Raw genomic sequence first — 23,147 nt, 5'->3', positions numbered from 1 at the left:
AAGTAGCTGACTGTTTGCAGGTGGTGGATGTTCCCGAAATATCAGTACTTGGGGCCCGAGCGGGTGTTGTTGCCCTTGGCCAGACGGTCGTAGAGCACCACATTGACGGTGGCAGCCAGGTTCATGCAGCCGGTGGTCGGGATGTACACCACGTCTTCACACCAGTCGCGGATCTCTTTGTCCAGCGAGCCGTCTTCGGGGCCGAAGATGTACAGCGCGCGGTCGGGGTGCGTGTACTCGGGCAGCGGGCGGGCGCCTTCCACCAGCTCCACGGCGACCGGGATACAGCCCAGCGGCAGGATCTTTTTCAGGTCATCGATGCCGATCAACGGAATGTCGTGGTGGACCTTCTTGGTGTCGGTGATGAAGTCCCGGGCGCGCTCGTAACGCACGCCGGTGTAAAACACCGAGGCCACGCCGTAGCAGCCGGCGGCGCGCATCACCGAGCCGACGTTTTCGGGGGATTTGGGGTTATACAGACCGATGCAGCTGTAGCGTTTATTGCCCACGGGGAAGGGTGCCTTGGAGGAAAACCGCGATTATACGGCCTTGGCGGCATGTGTTGCTTGGGCGATCGCTATCGCGGGCAAGCCCGGCTCCCACACTTGGAATGCATTCCCCTGTGGGAGCTGGCTTGCCTGCGATGAGGCCCGCACAGACAAAGAAGGGCTTCAGTCGTCCTTCTTCATCAACCCCGCCAACGCCGCAAACGGGTTGTGCGTGGCCTTGGCAATGGTCGGGCTGCTGGTGGAGCCTTCGCCGAAGTACTGCTGGTCGGTGTAGCGCGAGTGTTCGTTGTCGTGGCAGTACAGGCACAGCAACTCCCAGTTGGAACCGTCCTGGGGGTTGTCATCATGATTGTGGTTGCGATGGTGTACGGTCAGTTCGCTCAAGCGTTTGCCGGCAAACTCACGGGCACAGCGGCCGCACACGTGCGGGTACATCTTCAAGGCTTTGTCGCGGTAGCCCATTTCCCGGTCGCGCTGGGCATCGGCGAGGATGCGGTCGAGCTTGGCGGTGTGGGAGGGCGGGTTGGTCGAGCTCATCATGGCTCCTGGCTATTTGGGGGTTCACGGATAGGGTTGATTCTAGCCGCTCGCGCGGCAAATGACCGCTGGCTTTTTCAGCCGCGGTACAGCCGGGCTTGAGCGAAGGTTTGTAGTATCGGCACATTCACTTCACAAGGACCTGAAACCTATGCGTGTGTACACATGGACCGCAGCCCTGCTGCTCAGCGTGCTGGCCGCTCAAGCCCAGGCGTTCTCCACACCAAGGCCGGGCCAGGTGATCGAGGTGGCCCTCGAGCAACTGCACCCGACCCAGGCCGTGGTGGGCTTTGACCAGATCTACTACAGCCTGGGGCTGTTCGCCGACAAACCGGCCAAGGTGTTCGACGAATACTGCGAAACCAACGGCCAGGGCGCCGCCGACAACGTGCCGAAGAAAGCCGACCTGCACCAACCCGACAGCTTCACCTGCAAGGACCCGGTGGGCACCCACCCCGACGACATGAAAACCGTGGTGGTCGGCCCCGGCGGCCAGTTGTACCTGACTGACGGTCACCACAGCTTCACCACCTTGTGGGAAGTGCCCGGCGGCGGCCCGCAGTTGAAAATGTGGGTCAAGGTGACCGATGACTTCAGTAACAGCGCCGACATGAATACCTTCTGGCAGCGTATGGAGGCGGCCCGCAAGGTCTGGCTCAAGGACAATCAGGGCAAGCCCCTGTCGCCGCAGCAACTGCCTGCGCACCTGGGCTTCAAGAACCTGCAGGACGACACCTTTCGCAGCCTGGTGTATTTCACCCGCAAGGCCGCCTACGGCAAGCCGGACGATGGCGCAATTGCGCCGGAATTCCTGGAGTTCTACTGGGGCAACTGGCTGCGTACGCAGATTGATTTGAAGGCGTACAACCTGAATAAAAAGGGCGGCTACAAGGACGCGATTGAAGCGGTCGCCAAGCGCATGGTCAGCCTGGCGCCGGGTTCACAGGTGGGAAGCAGCGGTTTTACTGCCAGGCAACTGGGCGGTATGACCAAGCTGGACCAGGGCGAGCTGGACAAGACCTTCGAGAAAAAAGTGCCGTATGTGATCGATTACCGCAAATCCAAAGGCTGATAAAAGGCCAAAACTTGGGAGCTGGCTTATGTGGGAGCTGGCTTGCCTGCGATGCCGGCACCTCGGTGACTCAGGTAGACCGAGGTGATGCAATCGCAGGCAAGCCAGCTCCCACACAAGCCAGTTCCCACAGGGAGTTTGTGGTGTATGGGGGCCTCAGCCCTTAAGCTTCTCGGCAATCCAGATGGTATGCCGGGTGCCCTTGTTGCCATGGGCAAACACTTGCACTTCCTCGGCCTTGAACCCGGCCTTGCGCAGTTTGTCGCTGAACAGCTTGTCGGCGCTGGCAGACCATACCGCCAGCACGCCTTTAGGCCGCAGCGCCTTGGCACACGCGGCCAGGCCACCGGCCGAATACAGCCAGCTGTTGGCCTTTTGCGTCAGGCCTTCGGGGCCGTTGTCCACATCCAGCATGATCGCGTCAAAGCCTTGCGGCTCGGCCTGCAGCACCTTGGCCACGTCTTCCATGCGGATCACCGTGCGTGGGTCCAGCAGCGGGCGGCCGGATTTTTCCCCCAGCGGGCCACGGTTCCATTCCACTACGCCGGGCACCAATTCCGCCACCACCACTTCGGCGCTTTTGCCCAAATGCTTGAGGGCCGCAGCCAAGGTAAATCCCATGCCCAGGCCGCCGATCAATACCCGCGAACCCGGCCGGCCAGCGACTTTACGGCACGGAATCTCCGCCAGCGCGTCTTCGGAGCCATGCATGCGCGTGTTCATCAACTGACCGCCGTCACCGCCCTGGATCTTGATGACAAAATCCTCGCCGTATTCGAACAGGCACAGGGCACCGCCGTTGTCGGGGATCGGAGTGGTGTCGAGCAGAACGAAACGTTTCATGGAAATCTCATTGGGAAGGGCATTCTTGCGCGGTTGGGAGTAGCCTTACGACATTCCGGTCAGGCCATGGAGCCATCGATGAAGTGCAGCATTCTAACGGTCATTGCGTTGAGCGCGCTCACATTGGGTGCCGCGCAGGCGCAAGAGGCGCAAACCGTGCTGGTGGCGCCTGCGCCAACCCCCGGTGCGCCGGGCACGCCGACGCCCACCTTGTACCCGCAAGTCACCCCGCCCGTGGCGCCCAAAGCCTCCGCGAACGGCTCACCGGCGCTGGTGCCGATTGTGTTGCCAACGCCGCCCAAGGATCAGACCGTGCCCGGCCTGCTGCAAAATGACAGCAAGCCGAAGACGCCCGGCGGTTAAAATGGCTGGGAGAGTAATTGCCCGTCGGCCATGCGCAGGCGCTTGGACAAGGCAATCGCAATCGCGCGAATGATCTTGGCCGCCACCCTGGGGGCTTCGTTGAGCATTTTTTCCAGCGCATCCTTGCCCAGGTTCAACAGCACGCAATCACTGGCGGCCACGCAGCTGGCAGAGCGCCGCTCGCCGTCAAGCACCGCCATTTCGCCAAAGGCCCGGCCACTGCGCAGGGTGGCGATGGTCAGGCGCTGGCCAGTGTGATTGGTTTTCTGCACGGCCACCTGGCCGCTGTGCAGGATGCACATAAAGGTGCCGGCATCGCCCTCGAGGAAAATCACCTCGTCGCGGGCAATGCTGCTGATATTGAAGTAGCCGGCGGCCACGTGAAAATCTTCCGGCAACAGCGGGTCGAACAGGCCGCAATCCATGAGCATGTCGCGAATTTCGTTGTTCATCAGAGTCGGTAGTGGCATAGCTGCAATCTTGGTCCATCAATCAAGTCGGGCGGTCTTGTGTTCAGACAGGACCGCCTTGCTAAGTTCCTTAAACGAGGCCCAGGGCCTTGAAGACAAATCCATATTCGAGCGCTACGTCACGTAATCCCTGGTAACGCCCGCTCATCCCGCCATGGCCGGCACCGAGCTCGGTCTTGAGCAGCAACAGGTTGTGGTCGGTTTTGGTGTCGCGCAATTTGGCCACCCACTTGGCCGCTTCCCAATACTGCACGCGGCTGTCGTTGTAGCCGGCAATCACCAGCATGTGCGGGTAAGCCTGGGCCTGTACGTTTTCATAGGGCGCGTAGGCCTTGATGCGCTCATACACATCGGGTTCTTGCGGGTTGCCCCACTCGTCGTACTCGGTGATGGTCAGCGGCAGTTCCGGGTCGAGCATGGTGTTGAGTACGTCGACGAACGGCACTTCGGCAATCGCCGCCTGGAACAGCTCCGGGCGTTGGTTGAGCACCGCGCCGATCAACAGGCCGCCGGCACTGCCGCCGCTGATAGCCAGCTGCTTGGAGGTGGTCAGCCCTTCGGCGATCAAGTGCTCGGCGCAGGCGATAAAGTCGCTGAACGTGTTCTGTTTGTGTTCCTGCTTGCCATTGCGGTACCAGGCTTCACCCAGCTCACCGCCGCCGCGTACATGCGCGATGGCAAATGCCACGCCGCGCTCCAGCAGGCTCAGGCGCGCATGGGAGAACCACGGGTCGAGGCTTGAACCGTAGGCGCCGTAGCCATAGAGATACAGCGGCGTGGGTTTGCCCAGTTGATCACGCTTGACCACCAGGCTGATCGGCACCTGAGTGCCATCTGCAGACGTCGCCCACAGCCGTTGGCTGACATAATCGTCGGCGTTGAACACGCCGAGAACCGGGGTTTCCTTGAGCACCACCTGCGCGCCGCTGGCCAGTTCAAGCTGGCGCACCTGGGCTGGACGGTTCAGGGCTTCATAACGCAGGCGGATCTTGTCGCTGGCAAATTCCAGGCTGTTCTGCACGTAAAGGCTGTAGGCGGCGTCAGGCAATTCCACGCGATAGGCGCTCGAACCCTGCGGGTGCACTTCGATCACCGGCAGCCCGCCGATACGCAGGCTCAAGGTCATGGCGCCGGCATTGAGGGTCACGCCGTCGAGCATCACGTCATCGCTGTGGGGGATCAGGTTCAGCCATTGATCCTCAGTCGGCACACTGCCAGTGTCGGCGGCGACGAACAGCGCATAGTTGATACCGTCACGGTTGCTGCGGATAAACCAGGTCCATTTATCATCCAGCATGCCGTGGTCGACATCGTATTCATGGTCTTCGACCCGTGGCGCCAGGCAGGTGAAAGCCTGCTGTGGCTGGTCGGCGTCCAGCGCCCAGATTTCGCTGGTGGTCTTGCTGCCCAGAGCCAGCAGCAACTGGCGCTCGGAGCTGGAACGGTAGCAATGCAGGAAGAACCGCCCGTCGGGCTCGTGGAACACTTCCTGCGCCGCCGTGCCATCCAGGCGGTAGCGGTAAAGCTTGTGCGGGCGGTGGGTGTCGTCCAGTTCGCCGAAGAACAGCGTCAGGCTGTCGTTGGCCCAGGTCATGCTGCCGTCGCAGTCTTCAAACTCCAGTTCGCTGACCTTGCCGGTGGCCAATTCCTTCACGTACAGGGTGTAAATCTCTTCACCACTGGTGTCGAGGCTGTAGGCCAGGCGCTGGTGGTCGGGGCTGATGCTGAACGCACCGAGGGAGAAAAAGCCGCCGTTGGCCAGCACGTTCGGGTCCAGCAGCAGTTCTTCGCTGCTTTCGTCCACGGTGTTGCTGTCATCCGCCGGGCGACGGCAGCGGTAGTGGCGGGCGTATTCATCGCCGGCGGTGGTGCGGGTGTAATACAGGTAGGGCCCCCACGGCGAAGGCAACGACAGGTCGGTTTCCAGGATGCGGCCCTTGATCTCTTCGAACAGGCTTTCACGCAGGGCTTGCTGGTCGGCGAGCTGGTCTTCCTGCCAGGCGTTTTCGGCTTTGAGGTAGTCGAGCACTTCAGCTGTGTCACGTTCCTGCAACCAGGCGTACGGGTCTGGGCCTTGGGCCTTGCGGGCGATCGGGGCGGTCGATATAGGCATGGATCACTCTCTGTCTGGCGGATGGTGGCAGGCATTGCAGCCGAGACACGCAAAAGCCGTTATCATAGCCGCCTCTTTGCCAGCCTTGCCATGGACACCATGACCGAGAACGACTATCTGACCGCTTGGGGCCTATACGCCTTCGCCGCTTTGGGCTGCCTGTTGGTGTGGTGGCGCATGACCCGCTGGATCTGGCGCTGGCTGCGCGAGCCGCTGCAATTGCTGATGGCGGTGTTGCTGTTCAGCCCGACCATCGTCGACCCGGTCAAGACCCAGTTTGCGCCAGCCGTGGCCATTACCGCCCTGGACCTGGTGCTGCATGTGGGCAATAACGCCTGGCGGGCCATCTCCGACCTGTTCATGTACACGATGATCGCGTTTGGCGTGTATATCGTGATCGTGTTGATCCGCTGGCCCATCGAGCGCGCCGCCAACGCCCGTCGTGAGCGCAAGGCCGCCGCTGACGCCGCCCTGGCCGCCGAACCGGTAGACGAAGACGACGAACCTTTCCGTCGCCCGGCGCCTGCCGGCAATCTGCGGGTTGAGCCGCGCCTTTAACGTTGTAAGCCCTGCAGCGAGAGCCCTGGCATGTGTGAATTATTGGGCATGAGTGCCAACGTCCCCACCGATATCGTGTTCAGCTTTACCGGGCTGATGCAGCGCGGCGGGCGTACCGGCCCCCACCGCGACGGTTGGGGCATCGCGTTTTACGAAGGCCGTGGCCTGCGGCTGTTCCAGGACCCGGCCGCGAGCAGCGAGTCGGAAGTTGCGCTGCTGGTGCAGCGTTATCCAATCAAAAGTGAAGTGGTGATCGGCCATATCCGCCAGGCCAATGTGGGCAAGGTGAGCCTGGCCAACACGCACCCGTTCGTGCGCGAACTGTGGGGCCGTAACTGGTGCTTTGCGCATAACGGCCAGTTGGCCGATTTTAACCCGCGCGCCACGTTCTACCGGCCGGTGGGCGATACCGACAGCGAAGCGGCGTTCTGCGACCTGCTCAACCGCGTGCGCGAAGCCTTTCCGGAACCGGTGGAAATCGAGCAAGTGCTGCCGGACTTGATCGCCGCCTGCGCGGAGTACCGCAGCAAAGGCGTGTTCAACTGCCTGCTCAGTGACGGTGACTGGCTGTTTTGCTACTGCTCGACCAAACTGGCACAGATCACCCGGCGCGCACCGTTTGGCCCGGCGCGCTTGAAAGATGTCGACGTGATCGTCGATTTTCAGGCCGAAACCACGCCCAATGACGTGGTCACGGTGATCGCCACCGAACCCTTGACCGACAATGAAAACTGGACCCGCTACGAACCGGGCCAATGGAGCCTGTGGCGACGCGGTGAATGCGTCAGTCAAGGCGTTACCGAGTAAGGATATCGACCATGTTGCTCAGTTATCTGCGGTTGGTGCTGTTTGCCATTGGCTTGTTGGTCGGCGTACAAGTGCCGGGGTTTATCAACGACTACGCCAAGCGCGTTGAAGCCCATTTGATCGAAGCCCAGACCGGCCTGCGCGGCTTTGATGCCACGGCGCAGCAGTTCTTCAATGGGGACTTGCAGGCGTTGGTGGCCCATTACCGCGCCAGTGATGACCCGGTGTTTCGCAGCGATGCCAACAGCCTGGGCACTTTGCTCGATCGTCAGGTGGCGTTGGACAAGCAGTTCCAGGCCATGCAAGGCCCGTGGTACATCCGCGCGCTGCAAGTGGCGGTGGCTGCCGACCCGGATATCCGCCTGGAAACCTGGAATGGCTACAGCTACCAGATTTTGCTGACGCCTGAGGCGATGGGCTGGGGCTTGGGCGGGGCGATGCTGTTGTCGTTCGGCCTCGAATGCCTGTTCCGCCTGATCGATTGGGTGGTGTTGGGCGGCAAGCGCCTGCGCCAGAGCCGGCCGATCGAAGAGCGCGACCTTAAAGGCCTCTAAAGATGATCGTTCCCACGCTCTGCGTGGGAATGCCTCTTGTGACGCTCTGCGTCAGGCTTTGGGACGCAGAGCGTCCCGGGCTGCGTTCCCACGCGGAGCGTGGGAACGATCATTGGCTTAGTACCATCCTTTCTTCACCCACTTCCTCGGCATACCGCGCCACGACCTTCTGGCACAACCCCACAATCTCCTCCACCAACTCCACCCCCACACGCCACGACACCACCACCTGCAAATTCGGCAGGCGTTGCGCCATGGGCAGCATCACCAGCTCTCCGCGGGCCAATTCTTCCATCACCAGCACCGGCGGTAACGCGCCAATGCCGAAACCATCGCGCAGCAAGCGGGTAATCGCCGACACCGAGTTCACGCAGTTCATGCGTGGCGAGGCCACCCCGTTGGCTTGCATCAGGCTCAGCACATCCTGGTGCGGGTGGGAGTTTTTCGAGTAGGTGATGATGCGCTCCTGGGCCAGTTCGGCGAGGGAGGCGTAGTCACGGTTGTAGAGAGACTGGCTGGCGACGATCCAGGCCATGGGATGGCTGGCCAGCTCCAGGCTGCGCACGGTTTCCAGGCGCAGCAGGTCGGTTTGCAGGATCAGGTCGAGGAAGCCTTTTTGCAGCTGATCGCTGAGGTTTAACGCGGTATCGGCGACCAGTTCGATTTCTACTCGCGGGAAGTGCTCCATCAATTGCGCCACCAACTGGCTTAGCCAGGTGTGGATCACCGTGTCCATGGCACCGATGCGGATGCGCCCAACCTTGCTGCTGGTGGTCTCCAGGGACTGCTTCAAACCCTGCATGGTGACCATCATCTGCTCGGCATAATCGAGCACCTTCAAGCCTTCCGGGGTCAGGCTGACGCCGCGTGAGTCGCGCAGAAACAGCTTCACACCCAACTCGCTCTCGAGCACGGCGATGCGGCTGGAAATCGAGGCCTGGGTGGTGAACAGCTTCTCGGCGGTCAGGCGGAAGCTCTTGAGCTTGGCCACCCAGACGAAGGTTTCGAGGAACTTCAAATTCATGGGATCAACTTTTCTTATGCTTGGATCGGTTTTTATTAGTTGGACGCCGCACCCGGCAAACGCCAAAAATCGAGGCATTCCACGATAAGCGCCGTTAGGGTGTCAGGACAAGTTGCGAGTTCTGCGTAAAAAATCCCACACTACAAAAAATACAAAGCCTACAGGAGCAACCACCGTGAGCCGTCTGCTTTTGAATTGCGACATCGGCGAAAGCTTTGGTAACTGGACCCTGGGTCTGGACGCCGAGGTCATGCCGTTCATCGATTGCGCCAACGTGGCCTGTGGTTTTCATGCCGGCGACCCGAGCATCATGCGCCAGACCGTCAGCCTGGCACTCAAGCATGGCGTGCAAATAGGTGCGCACCCGGCCTACCAGGACCTGCAAGGGTTCGGCCGCCGTTCCATGGCCTATACGCCGCAGGAAATCCAGGACCTCATGCACTACCAGATCGGCGCCCTTGAGGGCATCTGCCGTGCGCAGGGTACCCGCGTCAGCTACGTCAAACCCCATGGTGCGCTGTACAACGACATGATGGCCAAACCGGCGCAACTGCGCGCGGTGATGCAGGCTGTGGCCGCGTATGGCGATTTGCCCTTGATGTTGCTGGCCAAAAGCGACAACAGCGAAGCCCAGGCGATGGGCGATGAATTCGGCCTGACACTGTGGTTCGAAGCCTTCGCTGATCGCGCCTATGACCCTAAGGGCCATCTGGTTTCGCGTCAGTTGCCGGGCGCGGTCCATCACGACGCCGACACCATCGTGCAGCAAGCCCTGACCATTTCCCGTGGGCAAGCCCTGACGGCCAGCGACGGCAGCGCTCTGGTGTTGCAGGCCAACACCCTGTGCGTACACGGCGACAACGCCAGCTCGATCGCCGCTGTGCAGCGCATCCGCGAGGCGTTGAAACCAGCATGAAGCCACGCATTGAAGTGGTGGCCATCGACTGCCTGATGGTGCGTCTGTTTGAGGTGATTGCGGAAGCCAACATGCCGTGGATGCTCGCCGCCACCCAACGTCTGCGTGAAGGTTTTGGTGACGCGCTGGTGGATCTGGTGCCGTCCTACACCACCTTGATGGTGCATTACGACCTCACAGCGTTAAGCCCGGCCCAGGCGCGGGAACTGATCGACCGCGCGCTGACTGACTTGCAACCCCAGGCGCAGGGCAGCGGCCAGTGCCACGTGTTGCCGGTGTGGTACGACCTGAGTGTCGGCCCGGAACTGACGTTGCTCAGCCAGCGCAGCGGGTTGTCGATCGAGCAGGTGATCCATCGCCACAGTGCCCACGAATACCAAGTTTTTGCCCTCGGCTTCGCGCCCGGTTTTGCCTTTATGGGCTTGGTCGACGAAATCCTCGCCACACCACGCCTCAACACGCCGCGTAAACGCGTGGCGGCCGGCAGTGTCGGCATTGCCGAGCGGCAAACCGCCGCCTACCCGGTGGTGTCGCCGGGCGGCTGGAACCTGATCGGTCGCACCCCGGCCAAACTGTTCGACCGCGAGCGTGACGGCTACAGCCTGATGCAGCCGGGCGACACGGTGCGTTTCGAAGCAGTTGATCACGCCGAATTTATCCATTTGGGTGGCGATGACACGCCGTTGGAGGCGCAGGCATGAGCCGCTTGTTGATCGAGGCCAGCACGCCGCTGTGCCTGTTACAGGACGCCGGACGCTTTGGCGTGCGCCACCTGGGCGTGACCCAGGGCGGTGCGCTGGACTGGGTGTCGATGTCTTGGGCCAATTGGCTGCTGGGTAATACGCTGGATGCACCGGTGGTGGAAATCACCTTGGGCGGGTTTACCGTGCAGGCCGAAGACTATTGTTTGCTGGCATTGGCCGGGGCGGATTTGGGCGCCTATATCGACGAACGCGCCATCAGTCCCGGGCGCAGTTTTATCCTGCAAAAGGGTCAGCGTCTGCGCTTTACCCAGCCATTCAGTGGTGCGCGGGCTTACCTGGCGGCGCCCGGCGGGTTTGATGCGCCGGCTGTGCTGGGCAGTTGTTCCACGGTGGTACGTGAGGCATTGGGTGGGCTGGACGGTTTCGGCAAGGCCTTGGCCGAAGGCGGGCGGTTGGTTTATTCCGGTACGGGCGGTGCGATGAACGTGCTGAGCACGCCTGATCTGCCGGCAAAAGCGCCGCTGGACGTGATTGTCGGCGCGCAGATCGGCCAGTTCAGTGGGCAGAGCCTGTTCGATGCATTCAATACCGACTGGTCGCTGGACAGCCGCGCCGACCGCATGGGCATGCGCCTGCTGGGCACGCCGTTGCAGTACCAGGGGCCGTCGTTGATCTCTGAAGGCATCCCGTTGGGCGCGATCCAGGTGCCGCCGGATGGGCAGCCGATTGTGTTGCTCAATGATCGGCAGACAATCGGTGGTTATCCGCGTTTGGGCGCGCTGACGCCGTTGGCATTGGCGCGGCTGGCGCAGTGTTTGCCGGGGGAGAAGGTGAGGCTGGCGCCAGTGGTGCAGGAGACCGCGCATCGGCAGCACATCGAGTTTTTGCGACAGTTCAACTGATCGTTCCCACGCTCTGCGTGGGAATGCCTCTTGTGACGCTCCGCGTCACGCTCAGGGACGCAGAGCGTCCTGGGCTGCATTCCCACGCGGAGCGTGGGAACGATCGATCTTCATTTACTTGGAAAGAAAACGCATCCCTTCTTCCAACCCGCGCAACGTCAGCGGATACATCTGATCCTCCACCAACTCGCGCACAATCGCCGTCGACGCCGTATAGCCCCAGGTGTCTTTCGGGTAGGGGTTAATCCAGATCAGCTTCTTGTACTTGGCCATGAAGCGCTGCATCCACACATACCCAGGCTCTTCATTCCAGTGCTCGACGCTGCCGCCGGCCTGGGTGATTTCATACGGCGCCATTGACGCATCGCCGATAAAGATCACTTTGTAGTCGGCGCCGTATTTGTGCAGCAGATCCTGGGTCGAGGTGCGCTCCGAAGTGCGGCGCTGGTTGTTCTTCCACACCGACTCGTACACGAAGTTGTGGAAGTAGAAGTACTCCAGGTGCTTGAACTCGGTTTTGCACGCCGAAAACAGCTCTTCGCAGATCTTCACGTGAGCGTCCATCGAACCGCCGATATCGAACAGCAGCAACAGCTTGATGGTGTTGCGCCGCTCCGGGCGCATCTGGATATTCAGTAAGCCGGCATCCCGCGCCGTGTGGTCGATGGTGCCGTCGATATCCAGCTCTTCAGCCGCACCCTGACGCGCAAACTTGCGCAGGCGGCGCAGGGCGATCTTGATATTGCGCGTGCCCAGTTCCACCTGGTCGTCGAGGTTTTTGTACTCGCGCTGGTCCCAGACCTTTACCGCCTTGCCCTGGCGTTTGCCGGCATCACCAACCCGGATGCCTTCCGGGTTGTAGCCGCCGGAGCCAAACGGGCTGGTGCCGCCGGTGCCGATCCATTTGTTGCCGCCGGCGTGGCGTTCTTTCTGTTCTTCCAGGCGTTTCTTGAACTCTTCTATCAACTTGTCCAGGCCGCCAAGGGACTGGATCTGCGCGCGCTCCTCGTCGGTCAGCGAACGTTCGAATTCCTTGCGCAGCCATTCTTCGGGGATCAACGCCTGCAAGTGGTCGTCGAGCTTTTCCAGGCCATTGAAATAGGCGCCGAACGCGCGGTCGAACTTGTCGAAATGCCGTTCGTCCTTGACCAGAATCGCCCGGGCCAAGTAATAAAACTCGTCCATATCAGCGAAGACCACGCGCTGTTTAAGCGCGTTGATCAGGTCCAGCAGCTCGCGCACCGACACCGGCACCTTGGCGGCGCGCATCTCATTGAACAGGTTGAGCAGCATCAGCGATTACCGCGACGGCTCATGAACGCCAGACGCTCCAGCAGCTGTACGTCTTGCTCGTTCTTGACCAGGGCGCCGGCCAGCGGCGGAATGGCTTTGGTCGGGTCGCGTTCGCGCAACACGGCCTCGCCAATGTTGTCGGCCATCAACAGCTTGAGCCAGTCGACCAGTTCGGAGGTGGACGGCTTTTTCTTCAGGCCCGGCACTTTGCGCACGTCGAAGAACACGTCCAGCGCTTCGCTGACCAAGTCCTTCTTGATGTCGGGGTAGTGCACGTCGACGATTTTTTGCAGGGTGCTGCGATCGGGGAAGGCGATGTAGTGGAAGAAGCAGCGGCGCAGGAAGGCGTCCGGCAGCTCTTTTTCGTTGTTGGAAGTAATGATGATGATCGGGCGTTTCCTGGCCTTGATGGTCTCGTCGATTTCGTAGACGTAGAACTCCATCTTGTCGAGTTCCTGCAACAGGTCGTTGGGGAACTCGATGTCGGCCTTGTCGATTTCATCGATCAGCAGAATCACGCGCTCCTCGGCCTCGAAGGCTTCCCAGAGCTTGCCCTTTTTCAGGTAGTTGCGCACATCGTGGACTTTCTCATTGCCCAGTTGCGAGTCGCGCAGGCGGCTGACCGCGTCGTACTCATACAGGCCCTGATGCGCCTTGGTGGTCGACTTGATGTGCCAGGTGATCAGCTTGGCGCCGAAGGACTCGGCCAATTGTTCGGCAAGCATGGTCTTGCCGGTGCCCGGTTCGCCCTTGACCAGCAGCGGCCGCTCCAGGGTGATGGCGGCGTTGACGGCCAGTTTCAGGTCATCGGTAGCCACATAGGCCTGGGTGCCTTCGAACTTCATCGGTCATTCCTCGAATTCATCAATGCCCGGACTATACCGCGCGGCCCCGGCGACTGTGAACGCAGACGGGTTATTCAGTCTCTGAATGGCCGGTCACATCGCAGTTCTGCTGCGGGGTCATGCTTATGCTTGTGTGGGAGCTGGCTTGCCTGCGATGCGAGCACCTCGGTGATTCAGGCAGACTGAGTTGATGCTATCGCAGGCAAGCCAGCTCCCACACAAGCCAGCTCCCAGGGTTAGTTGGCGGAAGGCTTGGGTTGTTCGTAGCGCGCGTTGAACGCTTGAATAAAACCATTACGCAAAATCGCCAAAAACGCAGAGAACGCGCTGATATCTTGCTGATGCACGCTGCCACTGAGTTCCACGCGGGTGGCAAACTGGTTTTTGTTCTGGTTCTTGAGCACGGTTTCGCTGGTGCCTACCACGGCTTCCCAGATCGAGCGGAAGATGTTTTTGTCCTTGTTTTCCACGTCCTGTTTCCAGTCAAACACTTCTACATCGCGCAGCAGCGGCTTGATATAGCCAGTGAGCTGGCCTTTTTCCGCTTGGGCTTCAATCACCACGTCGCCGGTGCCAGCCTTGAAGTCGAATTTGCCATAGGCCGAGGCGAAGTCGTTCATGCGTTTAAGTTGCAAGTCGCGGGCGCGGAAGCGGAATTCGAAGTCTTCAAAATTATTTAAAGGATCAAAGGTTGCGTTGGCCTCCATAGGGGCCTGGCCCTGCAGCAGGGCCTTGCCTTCGAATCGCGCGTCGCGTTTGCCTTTGAGGTCTACCACGTTGGTCAGGTTGTACAGGCTGGCATTGACCTCGGTGGCCTTGATGTTCACCTGGGGCTTGGAGCTGAAATTATGAAAGGCGATCTTGCCATCTTCAATGCGCACTTCATTCAGCGTGATCGGCAGCAGTTTTTTCAACTGTTGCTGCCAGTCGGTGCCCTTACCGGTTTGGGACGCCTGTTTGTTGGCACCGCCGTCGACGAAGTTGATTTCAGGCTTTACGAAATGGCCCTCGGCGACGACGGCATGGTCGTACCACAGCGAGTGCCAGCTGACCGCAAATTCAATCAGCGGCGCGTTGACGAACGGCACCGGCACTTTGCCGTCGACCTTGATAATTTTCAGGCCATTAATACGGTAGGCACCGCGCCACAAGGCCAGGTCCACGTCAGTGACCTGGCCACGGTAATCGCCCATGTCGGCCAGCTTGTCGTTCAGGTAATTGCGCACCAGATAGGGCAGGGCCAGGTCCAGGGCGATCAGTACTACCACCAGTACGGCGACGATCCATAGCAGCCCACTGTAGCGACGTTTCATGTCAATGCTCTCCAACGGTATAGGCGATGGACCGCACGCGCGGGCGCAACGTTCCTCTGACTGGACGCCCAAAGGCCTGAGGCATACCCTTGGGGCCTTCTTGAAATTGCCTTAAGGACCCGTCATGAGCCGTATCTTTGCCGACAACGCGCACTCCATCGGTAACACGCCCCTGGTGCAGATCAACCGCATTGCGCCGCGTGGCGTGACCATTCTGGCCAAGATCGAGGGGCGTAACCCGGGTTATTCGGTAAAATGCCGCATTGGCGCCAACATGATCTGGGACGCCGAAAGCACCGGCAAACTCAAGCCGGGCATGACCATTGTCGAACCGACCTCCGGCAACACCGGCATCGGCCTGGCATTTGTCGCCGCCGCCCGTGGCTACAAGCTGCTGCTGACCATGCCGGCCTCCATGAGCATCGAGCGACGCAAAGTGCTCAAGGCCCTGGGCGCCGAGTTGGTGCTGACCGAGCCGGCCAAGGGCATGAAGGGCGCCATCGACAAAGCCGGTGAAATCGTCGCCGGCGACCCGGCCACCTACTTTATGCCGGCCCAGTTCGAAAACCCGGCCAACCCGGCGATCCACGAGAAAACCACCGGCCCGGAAATCTGGAACGACACCGATGGCGCCGTGGACGTGCTGGTGGCGGGCGTGGGCACCGGCGGCACCATCACTGGCGTGTCGCGCTATATCAAGAACATTGCCGGCAAGCCGATTCTGTCGGTGGCGGTTGAGCCGAGGGTATCGCCGGTGATCACCCAGGCGCTGGCCGGTGAGGAGATCAAGCCGAGCCCCCATAAAATCCAGGGCATCGGCGCCGGGTTTGTGCCGAAGAACCTCGACCTGTCGATGGTTGACCGCGTGGAACTGGTGACCGACGACGAATCCAAGGCCATGGCCCTGCGCCTGATGCAGGAAGAGGGGATTCTGTGCGGTATCTCCTGCGGCGCCGCCATGGCGGTGGCCGTGCGTCTGGCCGAGAAGCCGGAAATGCAGGGCAAGACCATCGTGGTGATCCTGCCGGACTCCGGCGAGCGCTACCTGTCGAGCATGTTGTTCAGTGACCTGTTTACCGAGCAAGAAACCCAGGCGTGATGCTCTTCTGTGGCGAGCAGGCTTGCCCTGCGCTGGGCTGCGAAGCAGCCCTAAAACCGTCGAATCGGTCTATCAGGTACACCGCGTAGTCTGAATGGGGAGTGCTTCGCACTCCAACGCAGGGCAAGCCTGCTCGCCACAACAAGCCTGCTTGCCACAACAAGCCTGCTTGCCACGACGGCTCCGCTCATCATCGGAGTTGATGTATATCAGCCGGTCGGCCTGGGCCTTCTGCATAATGGCCCAAGTGTTTATCATGGCCGGCTGCTACGTCTGGTTTCCCGTTGACGGGAGGTTGCTGGCCAGGCGCTTATTTTCAGGAGTTGCTGCATGACCTTTTCTTTGGCCGCCAAACTGTCGGTGCTGGCGTTGTTTATCGGCAGCATTCTGTATGTGCACTTGCGCGGCAAGGCGCGTTTGCCGGTGTTGCGCCAGTTCGTCAACCATTCGGCACTGTTCGCCCCCTATAACGCCTTGATGTACCTGTTCTCCGCCGTGCCGTCCAAGCCGTACCTGGACCGCAGCAAGTTCCCGGAACTGGATGTGCTCAAGGACAACTGGGAAGTGATCCGTGAAGAGGCCATGCACCTGTTCGACGAGGGTTATATTCGCGCCGCCGAAAAGAACAACGACGCCGGTTTCGGCTCGTTCTTCAAGAAGGGCTGGAAGCGTTTCTACCTCAAGTGGTATGACAAACCGCTGCCATCGGCCGAGGCGCTGTGCCCGAAAACCGTGGCCTTGGTCAGCAGCATCCCCAACGTCAAGGGCGCGATGTTCGCGCTGTTGCCGGGCGGCAGCCACCTCAACCCGCACCGCGACCCGTTTGCCGGCTCCCTGCGTTATCACTTGGGCCTGTCCACGCCGAATTCCGACGACTGCCGCATCTTCGTCGACGGCCAGGTTTACGCCTGGCGCGACGGTGAAGACGTGATGTTCGATGAAACCTACGTGCATTGGGTGAAAAACGAAACCGAGCACACCCGTGTGATTCTGTTCTGCGACATCGAACGGCCGCTGAGCAACCGCATCATGACCAGCATCAACCGCTGGGTCAGCAAGCAGTTGGGTCGTGCGACGGCGCCGCAAAACCTGGATGACGAACGGGTGGGCGGGATCAACCAGGCCTATGCCTGGAGCAAGACCTTCAGCGACAAGTTCAGTGGTGTGGTCAAGCAGTGGAAGCGCAAGCATCCGAAGGCCTACCGCATTGCGCGGCCGGTGCTGGCGGTGGTTGTGCTAGTGCTGCTGTGGAAGTGGCTGTTCGGCTGATCTGAAACGCGGTCACAACTGTGGGAGCTGGCTTGCCTGCGATAGCGGTCTGTTAGTTGAACGTAGGTTGGCTGGCCTGCCGCTATCGCAGGCAAGCCAGCTCCCACATTTGAGCTCCAGTGTTGCTTAGGACGCGATCAGTTGGCGCAGCACATAGTGCAGAATGCCACCGGCCTTGAAGTACTCCACCTCATTAAGCGTATCAATCCGGCACAGCACCTCAACCTTCTCGCTGCTGCCATCTTCGCGGGTAATTACCAGCGTCAGGTTCATCCGTGGTTCGATCTCGGCATCGGTCAGCCCCAGAATGTCGATCTTCTCCTTGCCGGTCAGCTTGAGCGCCTTGCGGTTCTGGTCCAGCTTGAACTGCAGCGGCAACACGCCCATGCCCACCAGGTTGGAGCGGTGAATCCGCTCGAAACTCTCGGCAATCACCGCCTTGACCCCCAGCAGGTTAGTGCCCTTGGCCGCCCAGTCGCGGCTTGAGCCGGTGCCGTATTCCTGGCCTGCAATCACCACCAGCGGCGTGCTCGAGGCCTGGTACTTCATGGCGGCGTCGTAGATCGGCATTTTTTCGCCGGTGGGGATGTACAGCGTGTTACCGCCTTCTTCGCCGCCGAGCATTTCGTTGCGGATACGGATATTGGCAAAGGTGCCGCGCATCATCACTTCATGGTTACCCCGGCGTGAGCCGTAGGAGTTGAAGTCACGCGGCTCCACGCCCTGTTCGCGCAGGTAGCGGCCAGCGGGGCTGTCGGTCTTGATATTGCCGGCGGGGGAGATGTGGTCGGTGGTCACCGAATCGCCCAGCAGGGCCAGCACGTTGGCGCCCTTGACGTCTTCGATTACCGGCAGTGGCCCGGAAATATCGTCGAAGAACGGCGGATGCTGGATGTAGGTCGAGTCCTTCTGCCACACATAGGTCGCGGCCTGTGGCACTTCAATCGCCTGCCACTGCTCGTCACCGGCAAACACCTCGGAATATTCCTTGTGGAACATACCGGTGCTGACCTGCGCAACAGCGTCGGCAATCTCTTTGCTGCTCGGCCAGATGTCTTTGAGGTACACCGGCTTGCCGTCCTTGCCTTCGCCCAGCGGCTCGCTGCTGATGTCGATGCGCACGGTGCCGGCCAAGGCATAGGCGACCACCAGCGGCGGCGAGGCCAGCCAGTTGGTTTTCACCAGTGGGTGTACGCGGCCTTCAAAGTTGCGGTTGCCCGACAGCACCGAAGCCACGGCCAGGTCGGCCTTCTGAATAGCTTTTTCAATTGGCTCGGGTAATGGCCCGGAGTTGCCGATGCAGGTGGTGCAGCCGTAGCCGACCAGATCAAAGCCGAGCGTGTCGAGGTAGTGGGTGAGACCCGCCGCCTTGTAGTAGTCGGTCACCACTTTGGAGCCAGGCGCCAGCGAGGTTTTCACCCACGGCTTGCGGGTCAGGCCTTTTTCCACGGCCTTTTTCGCCACCAGCCCTGCGGCCATCATCACGCTGGGGTTGGAGGTGTTAGTGCAGGAGGTAATCGCGGCGATCACCACCGCGCCGTTTTTGAGGCGGTAGGTGTGGCCGTCGTACTCGTAGTCGGTCTCGCCGACCAAATCCGCATTGCCCACGGCAACACCGCCGCCGCCTTCACTTTCCAGGCGGCCTTCTTCTTTGCTGGCGGGTTTGAACTGCAGGTCGAGAAAGTCCGTGAACGCCTGGCCGACATTCGGCAGCGACACGCGGTCCTGCGGGCGTTTCGGCCCGGCCAGGCTGGCTTCGACGCTGCCCATGTCCAGCGCCAGGGTGTCGGTGAACACCGGTTCTTGGCCGGCGTTGCGCCACAAGCCCTGGGCCTTGGTGTAGGCCTCCACCAGCTTCACGGTTTCTGCCGGGCGGCCGGACAGGCGCAGGTAGTCCAGCGTCACTTCATCCACCGGGAAAAAGCCGCAAGTGGCGCCGTATTCAGGGGCCATGTTGGCGATGGTGGCGCGGTCGGCCAGGGGCAAGTCGGCCAAGCCGTCACCGTAGAATTCGACGAATTTACCCACTACGCCTTTTTTACGCAGCATCTGGGTGACGGTCAGCACCAGGTCGGTGGCAGTAATACCTTCTTTCAATTTACCGGTCAGCTTGAAGCCGATCACTTCCGGAATCAGCATCGACACCGGCTGGCCGAGCATCGCCGCTTCCGCTTCGATGCCGCCCACGCCCCAGCCGAGCACGCCCAGGCCGTTGATCATGGTGGTGTGGGAGTCGGTGCCCACCAACGTGTCGGGGAAGGCGTAAGTGCGGCCGTCTTCGTCTTTGGTCCACACCGTGCGGCCCAAGTATTCGAGGTTGACCTGGTGGCAGATGCCGGTGCCCGGTGGCACCACGCTGAAATTGTCGAAAGCGTTCTGGCCCCAGCGCAGGAAGGCGTAGCGTTCGCCGTTGCGTTGCATTTCGATGTCGACGTTTTGCTCGAATGCGTCGGCGTTGCCGAACTTGTCGACCATCACCGAGTGGTCAATCACCAGGTCCACAGGGGAGAGCGGGTTGATGCGCTGCGGGTCGCCACCGGCCTTGGCCATGGCGGCGCGCATGGCGGCCAGGTCGACCACGGCGGGGACGCCGGTAAAGTCTTGCATCAATACGCGGGCCGGGCGGTACTGGATCTCGCGGTCGGACTGGCGCTCTTTGAGCCAGGCGGCGATGGCCTTGAGGTCAGTGCCGGTCACGGTTTTGTTGTCTTCCCAGCGCAGCAGGTTTTCCAGCAGCACCTTGAGGGACATCGGCAGCTTATCCAGGTCACCCAGGCTCTTGGCGGCCTCGGGCAGGCTGAAGTAGTGGTAGGTCTTGTCGTCGATCTGCAGGGTTTTGAGGGTTCTCAGGCTATCTAGCGATGACATTACATGACTCCTTATGGTCCGCACGGCTACGGACCTGACGGGACGAACAGAGCTTTCAACTTAGCCCTGTTTTCATTAGCAGGCTAATAACTGGACTCTATCGTTAAGTCCAAGGTTCCGAACTCGGCTATCATGCGCGCGTTTTCATGACAGGTATTGCGATAGCGCAAGGCCGGTTGAGTCACCAGGAGAGTTGATGAACACCCTTTTTATGCACTGCCGCCCGGGTTTTGAAGGCGAAGTCTGTTCCGAGATCGCGGAACACGCCGCGCGCCTGAACGTTTCCGGCTACGCCAAGGCCAAGACCGGCAGCGCCTGCGCCGAATTTGTCTGCACCGAAGAAGACGGCGCCCAGCGCTTGATGCACGGCCAGCGGTTTGCCGAGCTGATCTTCCCAAGGCAGTGGGCGCGCGGGGTATTTATCGACCTGCCGGAAACCGACCGCATCAGCGTGATCCTCGCCCACCTGCGCGAGTTCCCGGTGTGTGGCAGCCTGTGGCTGGAGATGGTCGACACCAACGACGGCAAGGAGCTGTCGAACTTCTGCAAGAAATTCGAAGTGCACCTGCGCAAAGCCCTGCTTAATGCCGGCAAGCTGGTGGACGACCCGAGCAAGCCACGCCTGCTGTTGACCTTCAAAAGCGGCCGCGAAGTGTTCATGGGCCTGGCCGAGTCGAACAACTCGGCGATGTGGCCCATGGGCATCCCGCGTCTCAAGTTCCCGCGTGACGCGCCCAGCCGTTCGACCCTGAAGCTGGAAGAAGCCTGGCACCACTTCATCCCTCGCGACCAGTGGGACGAACGCCTGCACGGCGACATGACCGGCGTCGACCTCGGCGCAGCACCCGGCGGCTGGACCTGGCAACTGGTCAACCGTGGCATGCTGGTGACCGCCATCGACAACGGCCCCATGGCCGAAAGCCTGATGGACACCGGCCTGGTGCAGCACTTGATGGCCGACGGCTTCACCTTCGTGCCAAAGCAGCCGGTGGACTGGATGGTCTGCGATATCGTCGAGAAACCGGCGCGTAACGCCGCGCTGCTGGAAACCTGGATTGGCGAAGGGCATTGCCGCGAAGCGGTGGTGAACCTGAAACTGCCGATGAAGCAGCGTTATGCTGAAGTGAAACGTTTGCTTGAGCGCATCGAAGAGGGCTTCAAGGCCCGTGGCATTCGGGTGGAGATCGGCTGCAAACAGCTGTATCACGACCGTGAGGAAGTGACCTGCCATTTGCGTCGCTTGGTGGATATGAAGAAACCTAAATCCCGCTGATTGTGTGTCTGGCTCAGTTTAAATGTGGGAGCTGGCTTGCCTGCGATAGCGGTATAACGGTTGAAATCTATGTTGAATGTGCCCCGGTCATCGCGGGCAAGCCCGCTCCCACACTGGAACGGGCCAGTTTCAGGAGTGATTATGAGTATTGAATTGCCTGTCGACCGCACCCTCGACGCCACCGGCCTCAACTGCCCGGAACCGGTGATGATGTTGCACCAGCACATCCGCGACCTGCCGCCGGGCGGCTTGCTCAAGGTGATCGCCACCGACCCGTCGACCCGCCGTGATATTCCCAAGTTCTGCGTGTTCCTCGACCACGAACTGGTGGATCAGCAGGAACACGCCGGCAAATACCTGTACTGGATTCGCAAGAAGTCCGCTTAAACCAGGCGAATCCGCCGGCGCGCGCTGCGTGCCAGGCGGATCACCAGCATCGCCGCGGCGCAGCTCAAGCCCACGATCAGCCCTTGCCACAGCCCACTCGGCCCACTCGCTGCGCCCAGCCAATCGGTCAGCCCCAGGGCATAACCCACCGGCAACCCCACGCCCCAGTAAGCAAACAGGGTCAGCACCATGGTCACCCGTGTGTCCTGGTAGCCACGCAGCGCGCCGGCAGCGGTGACCTGGATCGCGTCGGAGAACTGGAACAGCGCCGCAAACACGATCAGCATCGATGCCACGTGGATTACCCGCGGGTCAGGCGTGTAAATCGTGGCAATCTGTTCGCGAAACAGCAGCATCAGGCTGCAGGACAGGCACGCGTAGGCCAGTGCCGTGCCCATGCCAACCCCGGCGGCAAAGCGTGCTTCACGCGGCTCGCCACGGCCCAATGCCTGGCCGACCCGCACCGTGACCGCCATGCTCAGCGAATAGGGAATCATAAACACCAGCGAGCTGAAGTTCAGCGCGATCTGATGCCCGGCGACCACGTTGGCGCCCAGGCTGCCGATCAGCAGGGCGATCACCGCAAAGATGCTCGATTCGGCAAACACGGCGATCCCGATCGGCAGGCCGATGCCCAGCACGCGCTTGATCACGGCCCATTGCGGCCAGTCGAAACGCTTGAACAACTCGCTGCTCTGATACGCCGGTGCCCAGCGGGTCCAGGCGGCGAGGCCGAGCATCATCACCCACATCACAATGGCTGTAGCCCAGCCACAGCCCACGCCGCCCATGGCCGGCACGCCGAAGTGGCCATAAATGAACACGTAGTTCAGTGGAATGTTCAACGCCAGCCCGCACAGGCCCATGACCATGCTGGGGCGCGTACGGCCCAGGCCATCACTGAAGCAACGCAACACGTAATACAGGGCGATGGCGGGCATGCCGGACGCGATGCCGTGCAGGTAGGCCATGCAGGGCTTGATCAACTCGGGGTCGACATTCATTGCGTGCAGGATCGGCTCGGCGCTGATCAGCATCAGCAAGGCAGTGATGCCCACCACCACTGCCAGCCACAGGGATTGGCGCACCAGCGGGCCAATCTCCGTGTGGTGACCGGCGCCGAAGCGCTGGGCGACTTTGGGCGTGGTGGCCAGCAGCGTGCCGGTCATCAGCAGGTACACCGGAATCCAGATCGAGTTGCCCAAGGCCACCGCCGCCAGGTCTCGCGGGCTCACGCGCCCGGCCATCACCGCATCGACAAAGCCCATGGCCGTGGTGGCGAGCTGGCCGATCATGATCGGCAGGGCCAGGGTCAGCAGGCTGCGGACCTCGCGACTGACGCGGGCGGGGCGGGAGAGGGTGGCGGTGGCGGTGTTCACGTGCGGGTGTCCAGTAAAAGAGGTGCAAAGGACGGCGAAGTCTACGCTT

At 61.0% G+C, this 23,147-nt stretch carries 23 protein-coding genes; 12 read left to right on the top strand and 11 right to left on the bottom strand.

Features of this window, described 5'->3' with window-relative positions; translation table 11 throughout:
• Positions 1 to 41: 41 nt before the first annotated feature.
• Both ASE80_RS01295 and ASE80_RS01290 read right to left on the bottom strand, forming a co-directional pair.
• A complete protein-coding gene (locus ASE80_RS01295) occupies positions 42 to 509 on the bottom strand; it encodes an RNA methyltransferase (RefSeq protein WP_003189607.1) in 468 nt (155 codons plus the stop codon).
• A gap of 162 nt (positions 510 to 671) precedes the next feature.
• Complete coding sequence (locus ASE80_RS01290; RefSeq protein ID WP_003210675.1) at positions 672 to 1,046, bottom strand: YajD family HNH nuclease; 375 nt, start codon at positions 1,044 to 1,046, stop codon at positions 672 to 674.
• Between the two features lie 151 nt (positions 1,047 to 1,197).
• On the opposite strand from ASE80_RS01290, the gene ASE80_RS01285 reads away from it, so the two are divergent.
• Positions 1,198 to 2,118 (top strand): ParB/Srx family N-terminal domain-containing protein, encoded by a 921-nt coding sequence (locus ASE80_RS01285; RefSeq protein ID WP_056857310.1) that lies wholly within the window; start codon positions 1,198 to 1,200, stop codon positions 2,116 to 2,118.
• 156 nt (positions 2,119 to 2,274) lie between these two features.
• Here the strand turns inward: ASE80_RS01285 and ASE80_RS01280 are convergent, their stop codons facing one another.
• Positions 2,275 to 2,961, bottom strand: coding sequence for a spermidine synthase (locus ASE80_RS01280; RefSeq protein ID WP_056857309.1), 687 nt, complete (start codon positions 2,959 to 2,961; stop codon positions 2,275 to 2,277).
• Between the two features lie 78 nt (positions 2,962 to 3,039).
• Here ASE80_RS01280 and ASE80_RS01275 point away from each other — a divergent pair, with 78 nt between their 5' ends.
• Complete coding sequence (locus ASE80_RS01275; protein ID WP_056857308.1) at positions 3,040 to 3,324, top strand: hypothetical protein; 285 nt, start codon at positions 3,040 to 3,042, stop codon at positions 3,322 to 3,324.
• Here ASE80_RS01275 and ASE80_RS01270 read toward each other — a convergent pair.
• Both ASE80_RS01270 and ASE80_RS01265 read right to left on the bottom strand, forming a co-directional pair.
• A complete protein-coding gene (locus ASE80_RS01270) occupies positions 3,321 to 3,794 on the bottom strand; it encodes a cyclic nucleotide-binding domain-containing protein (RefSeq protein ID WP_056857307.1) in 474 nt (157 codons plus the stop codon). The two genes, ASE80_RS01275 and ASE80_RS01270, sit on opposite strands and share 4 nt — an antisense overlap.
• Before the next feature lie 70 nt (positions 3,795 to 3,864).
• Positions 3,865 to 5,907: a S9 family peptidase gene (locus tag ASE80_RS01265; RefSeq protein WP_056857306.1), complete on the bottom strand. Its 2,043-nt coding sequence runs from the start codon at positions 5,905 to 5,907 to the stop codon at positions 3,865 to 3,867.
• Between the two features lie 21 nt (positions 5,908 to 5,928).
• Here ASE80_RS01265 and ASE80_RS01260 point away from each other — a divergent pair, with 21 nt between their 5' ends.
• Genes ASE80_RS01260 through ASE80_RS01250 form a run of 3 tightly spaced genes read left to right on the top strand, consistent with a single transcriptional unit; the run spans position 5,929 to position 7,826 of the window.
• A complete protein-coding gene (locus tag ASE80_RS01260; RefSeq protein ID WP_065929160.1) occupies positions 5,929 to 6,465 on the top strand; it encodes an MFS transporter in 537 nt (178 codons plus the stop codon).
• Between the two features lie 30 nt (positions 6,466 to 6,495).
• Positions 6,496 to 7,272 (top strand): class II glutamine amidotransferase, encoded by a 777-nt coding sequence (locus ASE80_RS01255; RefSeq protein ID WP_056857305.1) that lies wholly within the window; start codon positions 6,496 to 6,498, stop codon positions 7,270 to 7,272.
• An 11-nt stretch (positions 7,273 to 7,283) separates the two neighbouring features.
• Positions 7,284 to 7,826, top strand: a complete 543-nt coding sequence (locus ASE80_RS01250; protein WP_056857304.1) for a DUF2937 family protein — start codon at positions 7,284 to 7,286, stop codon at positions 7,824 to 7,826.
• 109 nt (positions 7,827 to 7,935) lie between these two features.
• Here the strand turns inward: ASE80_RS01250 and ASE80_RS01245 are convergent, their stop codons facing one another.
• Positions 7,936 to 8,850: a LysR family transcriptional regulator gene (locus ASE80_RS01245; protein WP_056857303.1), complete on the bottom strand. Its 915-nt coding sequence runs from the start codon at positions 8,848 to 8,850 to the stop codon at positions 7,936 to 7,938.
• 175 nt (positions 8,851 to 9,025) lie between these two features.
• On the opposite strand from ASE80_RS01245, the gene ASE80_RS01240 reads away from it, so the two are divergent.
• The 3 genes from ASE80_RS01240 to ASE80_RS01230 are packed head-to-tail and all read left to right on the top strand — an operon-like array spanning position 9,026 to position 11,372.
• Positions 9,026 to 9,766, top strand: coding sequence for a 5-oxoprolinase subunit PxpA (locus ASE80_RS01240; RefSeq protein ID WP_017137398.1), 741 nt, complete (start codon positions 9,026 to 9,028; stop codon positions 9,764 to 9,766).
• Complete coding sequence (pxpB, locus tag ASE80_RS01235; RefSeq protein WP_056857302.1) at positions 9,763 to 10,467, top strand: 5-oxoprolinase subunit PxpB; 705 nt, start codon at positions 9,763 to 9,765, stop codon at positions 10,465 to 10,467. The genes ASE80_RS01240 and pxpB overlap by 4 nt, the downstream gene beginning before the upstream one ends.
• Complete coding sequence (locus tag ASE80_RS01230; protein ID WP_056857301.1) at positions 10,464 to 11,372, top strand: biotin-dependent carboxyltransferase family protein; 909 nt, start codon at positions 10,464 to 10,466, stop codon at positions 11,370 to 11,372. Before pxpB ends, ASE80_RS01230 begins: the two co-directional genes overlap by 4 nt.
• A gap of 114 nt (positions 11,373 to 11,486) precedes the next feature.
• Here the strand turns inward: ASE80_RS01230 and ASE80_RS01225 are convergent, their stop codons facing one another.
• From ASE80_RS01225 to ASE80_RS01215, 3 genes are all read right to left on the bottom strand, one after another.
• Entirely contained in the window at positions 11,487 to 12,665 is a 1,179-nt protein-coding gene (locus ASE80_RS01225) for a vWA domain-containing protein (RefSeq protein WP_056857300.1), read from the bottom strand.
• Positions 12,665 to 13,510 (bottom strand): AAA family ATPase, encoded by an 846-nt coding sequence (locus ASE80_RS01220; RefSeq protein WP_056857299.1) that lies wholly within the window; start codon positions 13,508 to 13,510, stop codon positions 12,665 to 12,667. Before ASE80_RS01220 ends, ASE80_RS01225 begins: the two co-directional genes overlap by 1 nt.
• A gap of 236 nt (positions 13,511 to 13,746) precedes the next feature.
• Entirely contained in the window at positions 13,747 to 14,823 is a 1,077-nt protein-coding gene (locus ASE80_RS01215; protein ID WP_056857298.1) for a DUF748 domain-containing protein, read from the bottom strand.
• A 124-nt stretch (positions 14,824 to 14,947) separates the two neighbouring features.
• Between ASE80_RS01215 and cysK the strand changes: the two genes are divergently transcribed.
• Complete coding sequence (gene cysK, locus ASE80_RS01210; protein WP_056857297.1) at positions 14,948 to 15,922, top strand: cysteine synthase A; 975 nt, start codon at positions 14,948 to 14,950, stop codon at positions 15,920 to 15,922.
• 330 nt (positions 15,923 to 16,252) lie between these two features.
• Positions 16,253 to 17,191, top strand: coding sequence for an aspartyl/asparaginyl beta-hydroxylase domain-containing protein (locus tag ASE80_RS01205; protein WP_056857296.1), 939 nt, complete (start codon positions 16,253 to 16,255; stop codon positions 17,189 to 17,191).
• A 126-nt stretch (positions 17,192 to 17,317) separates the two neighbouring features.
• Here ASE80_RS01205 and acnA read toward each other — a convergent pair whose 3' ends face one another.
• A complete protein-coding gene (gene acnA / locus ASE80_RS01200) occupies positions 17,318 to 20,059 on the bottom strand; it encodes an aconitate hydratase AcnA (RefSeq protein WP_056857295.1) in 2,742 nt (913 codons plus the stop codon).
• A 196-nt stretch (positions 20,060 to 20,255) separates the two neighbouring features.
• Here acnA and rlmM point away from each other — a divergent pair, with 196 nt between their 5' ends.
• The gene (gene rlmM / locus ASE80_RS01195; protein WP_056857294.1) at positions 20,256 to 21,332 is read left to right on the top strand and encodes a 23S rRNA (cytidine(2498)-2'-O)-methyltransferase RlmM; all 1,077 of its coding nucleotides are present in this window, start codon (positions 20,256 to 20,258) and stop codon (positions 21,330 to 21,332) included.
• A gap of 141 nt (positions 21,333 to 21,473) precedes the next feature.
• The gene (gene tusA, locus ASE80_RS01190) at positions 21,474 to 21,719 is read left to right on the top strand and encodes a sulfurtransferase TusA (RefSeq protein WP_056857293.1); all 246 of its coding nucleotides are present in this window, start codon (positions 21,474 to 21,476) and stop codon (positions 21,717 to 21,719) included.
• Here tusA and ASE80_RS01185 read toward each other — a convergent pair.
• Entirely contained in the window at positions 21,716 to 23,098 is a 1,383-nt protein-coding gene (locus tag ASE80_RS01185) for an MATE family efflux transporter (RefSeq protein ID WP_056857292.1), read from the bottom strand. The genes tusA and ASE80_RS01185 overlap by 4 nt on opposite strands.
• Positions 23,099 to 23,147 lie beyond the last annotated feature (49 nt).

Source organism: Pseudomonas sp. Leaf15 (assembly GCF_001421425.1).
Lineage (GTDB): Bacteria > Pseudomonadota > Gammaproteobacteria > Pseudomonadales > Pseudomonadaceae > Aquipseudomonas > Aquipseudomonas salomonii.
This window is presented reverse-complemented; position numbering and strand designations above follow the sequence as displayed.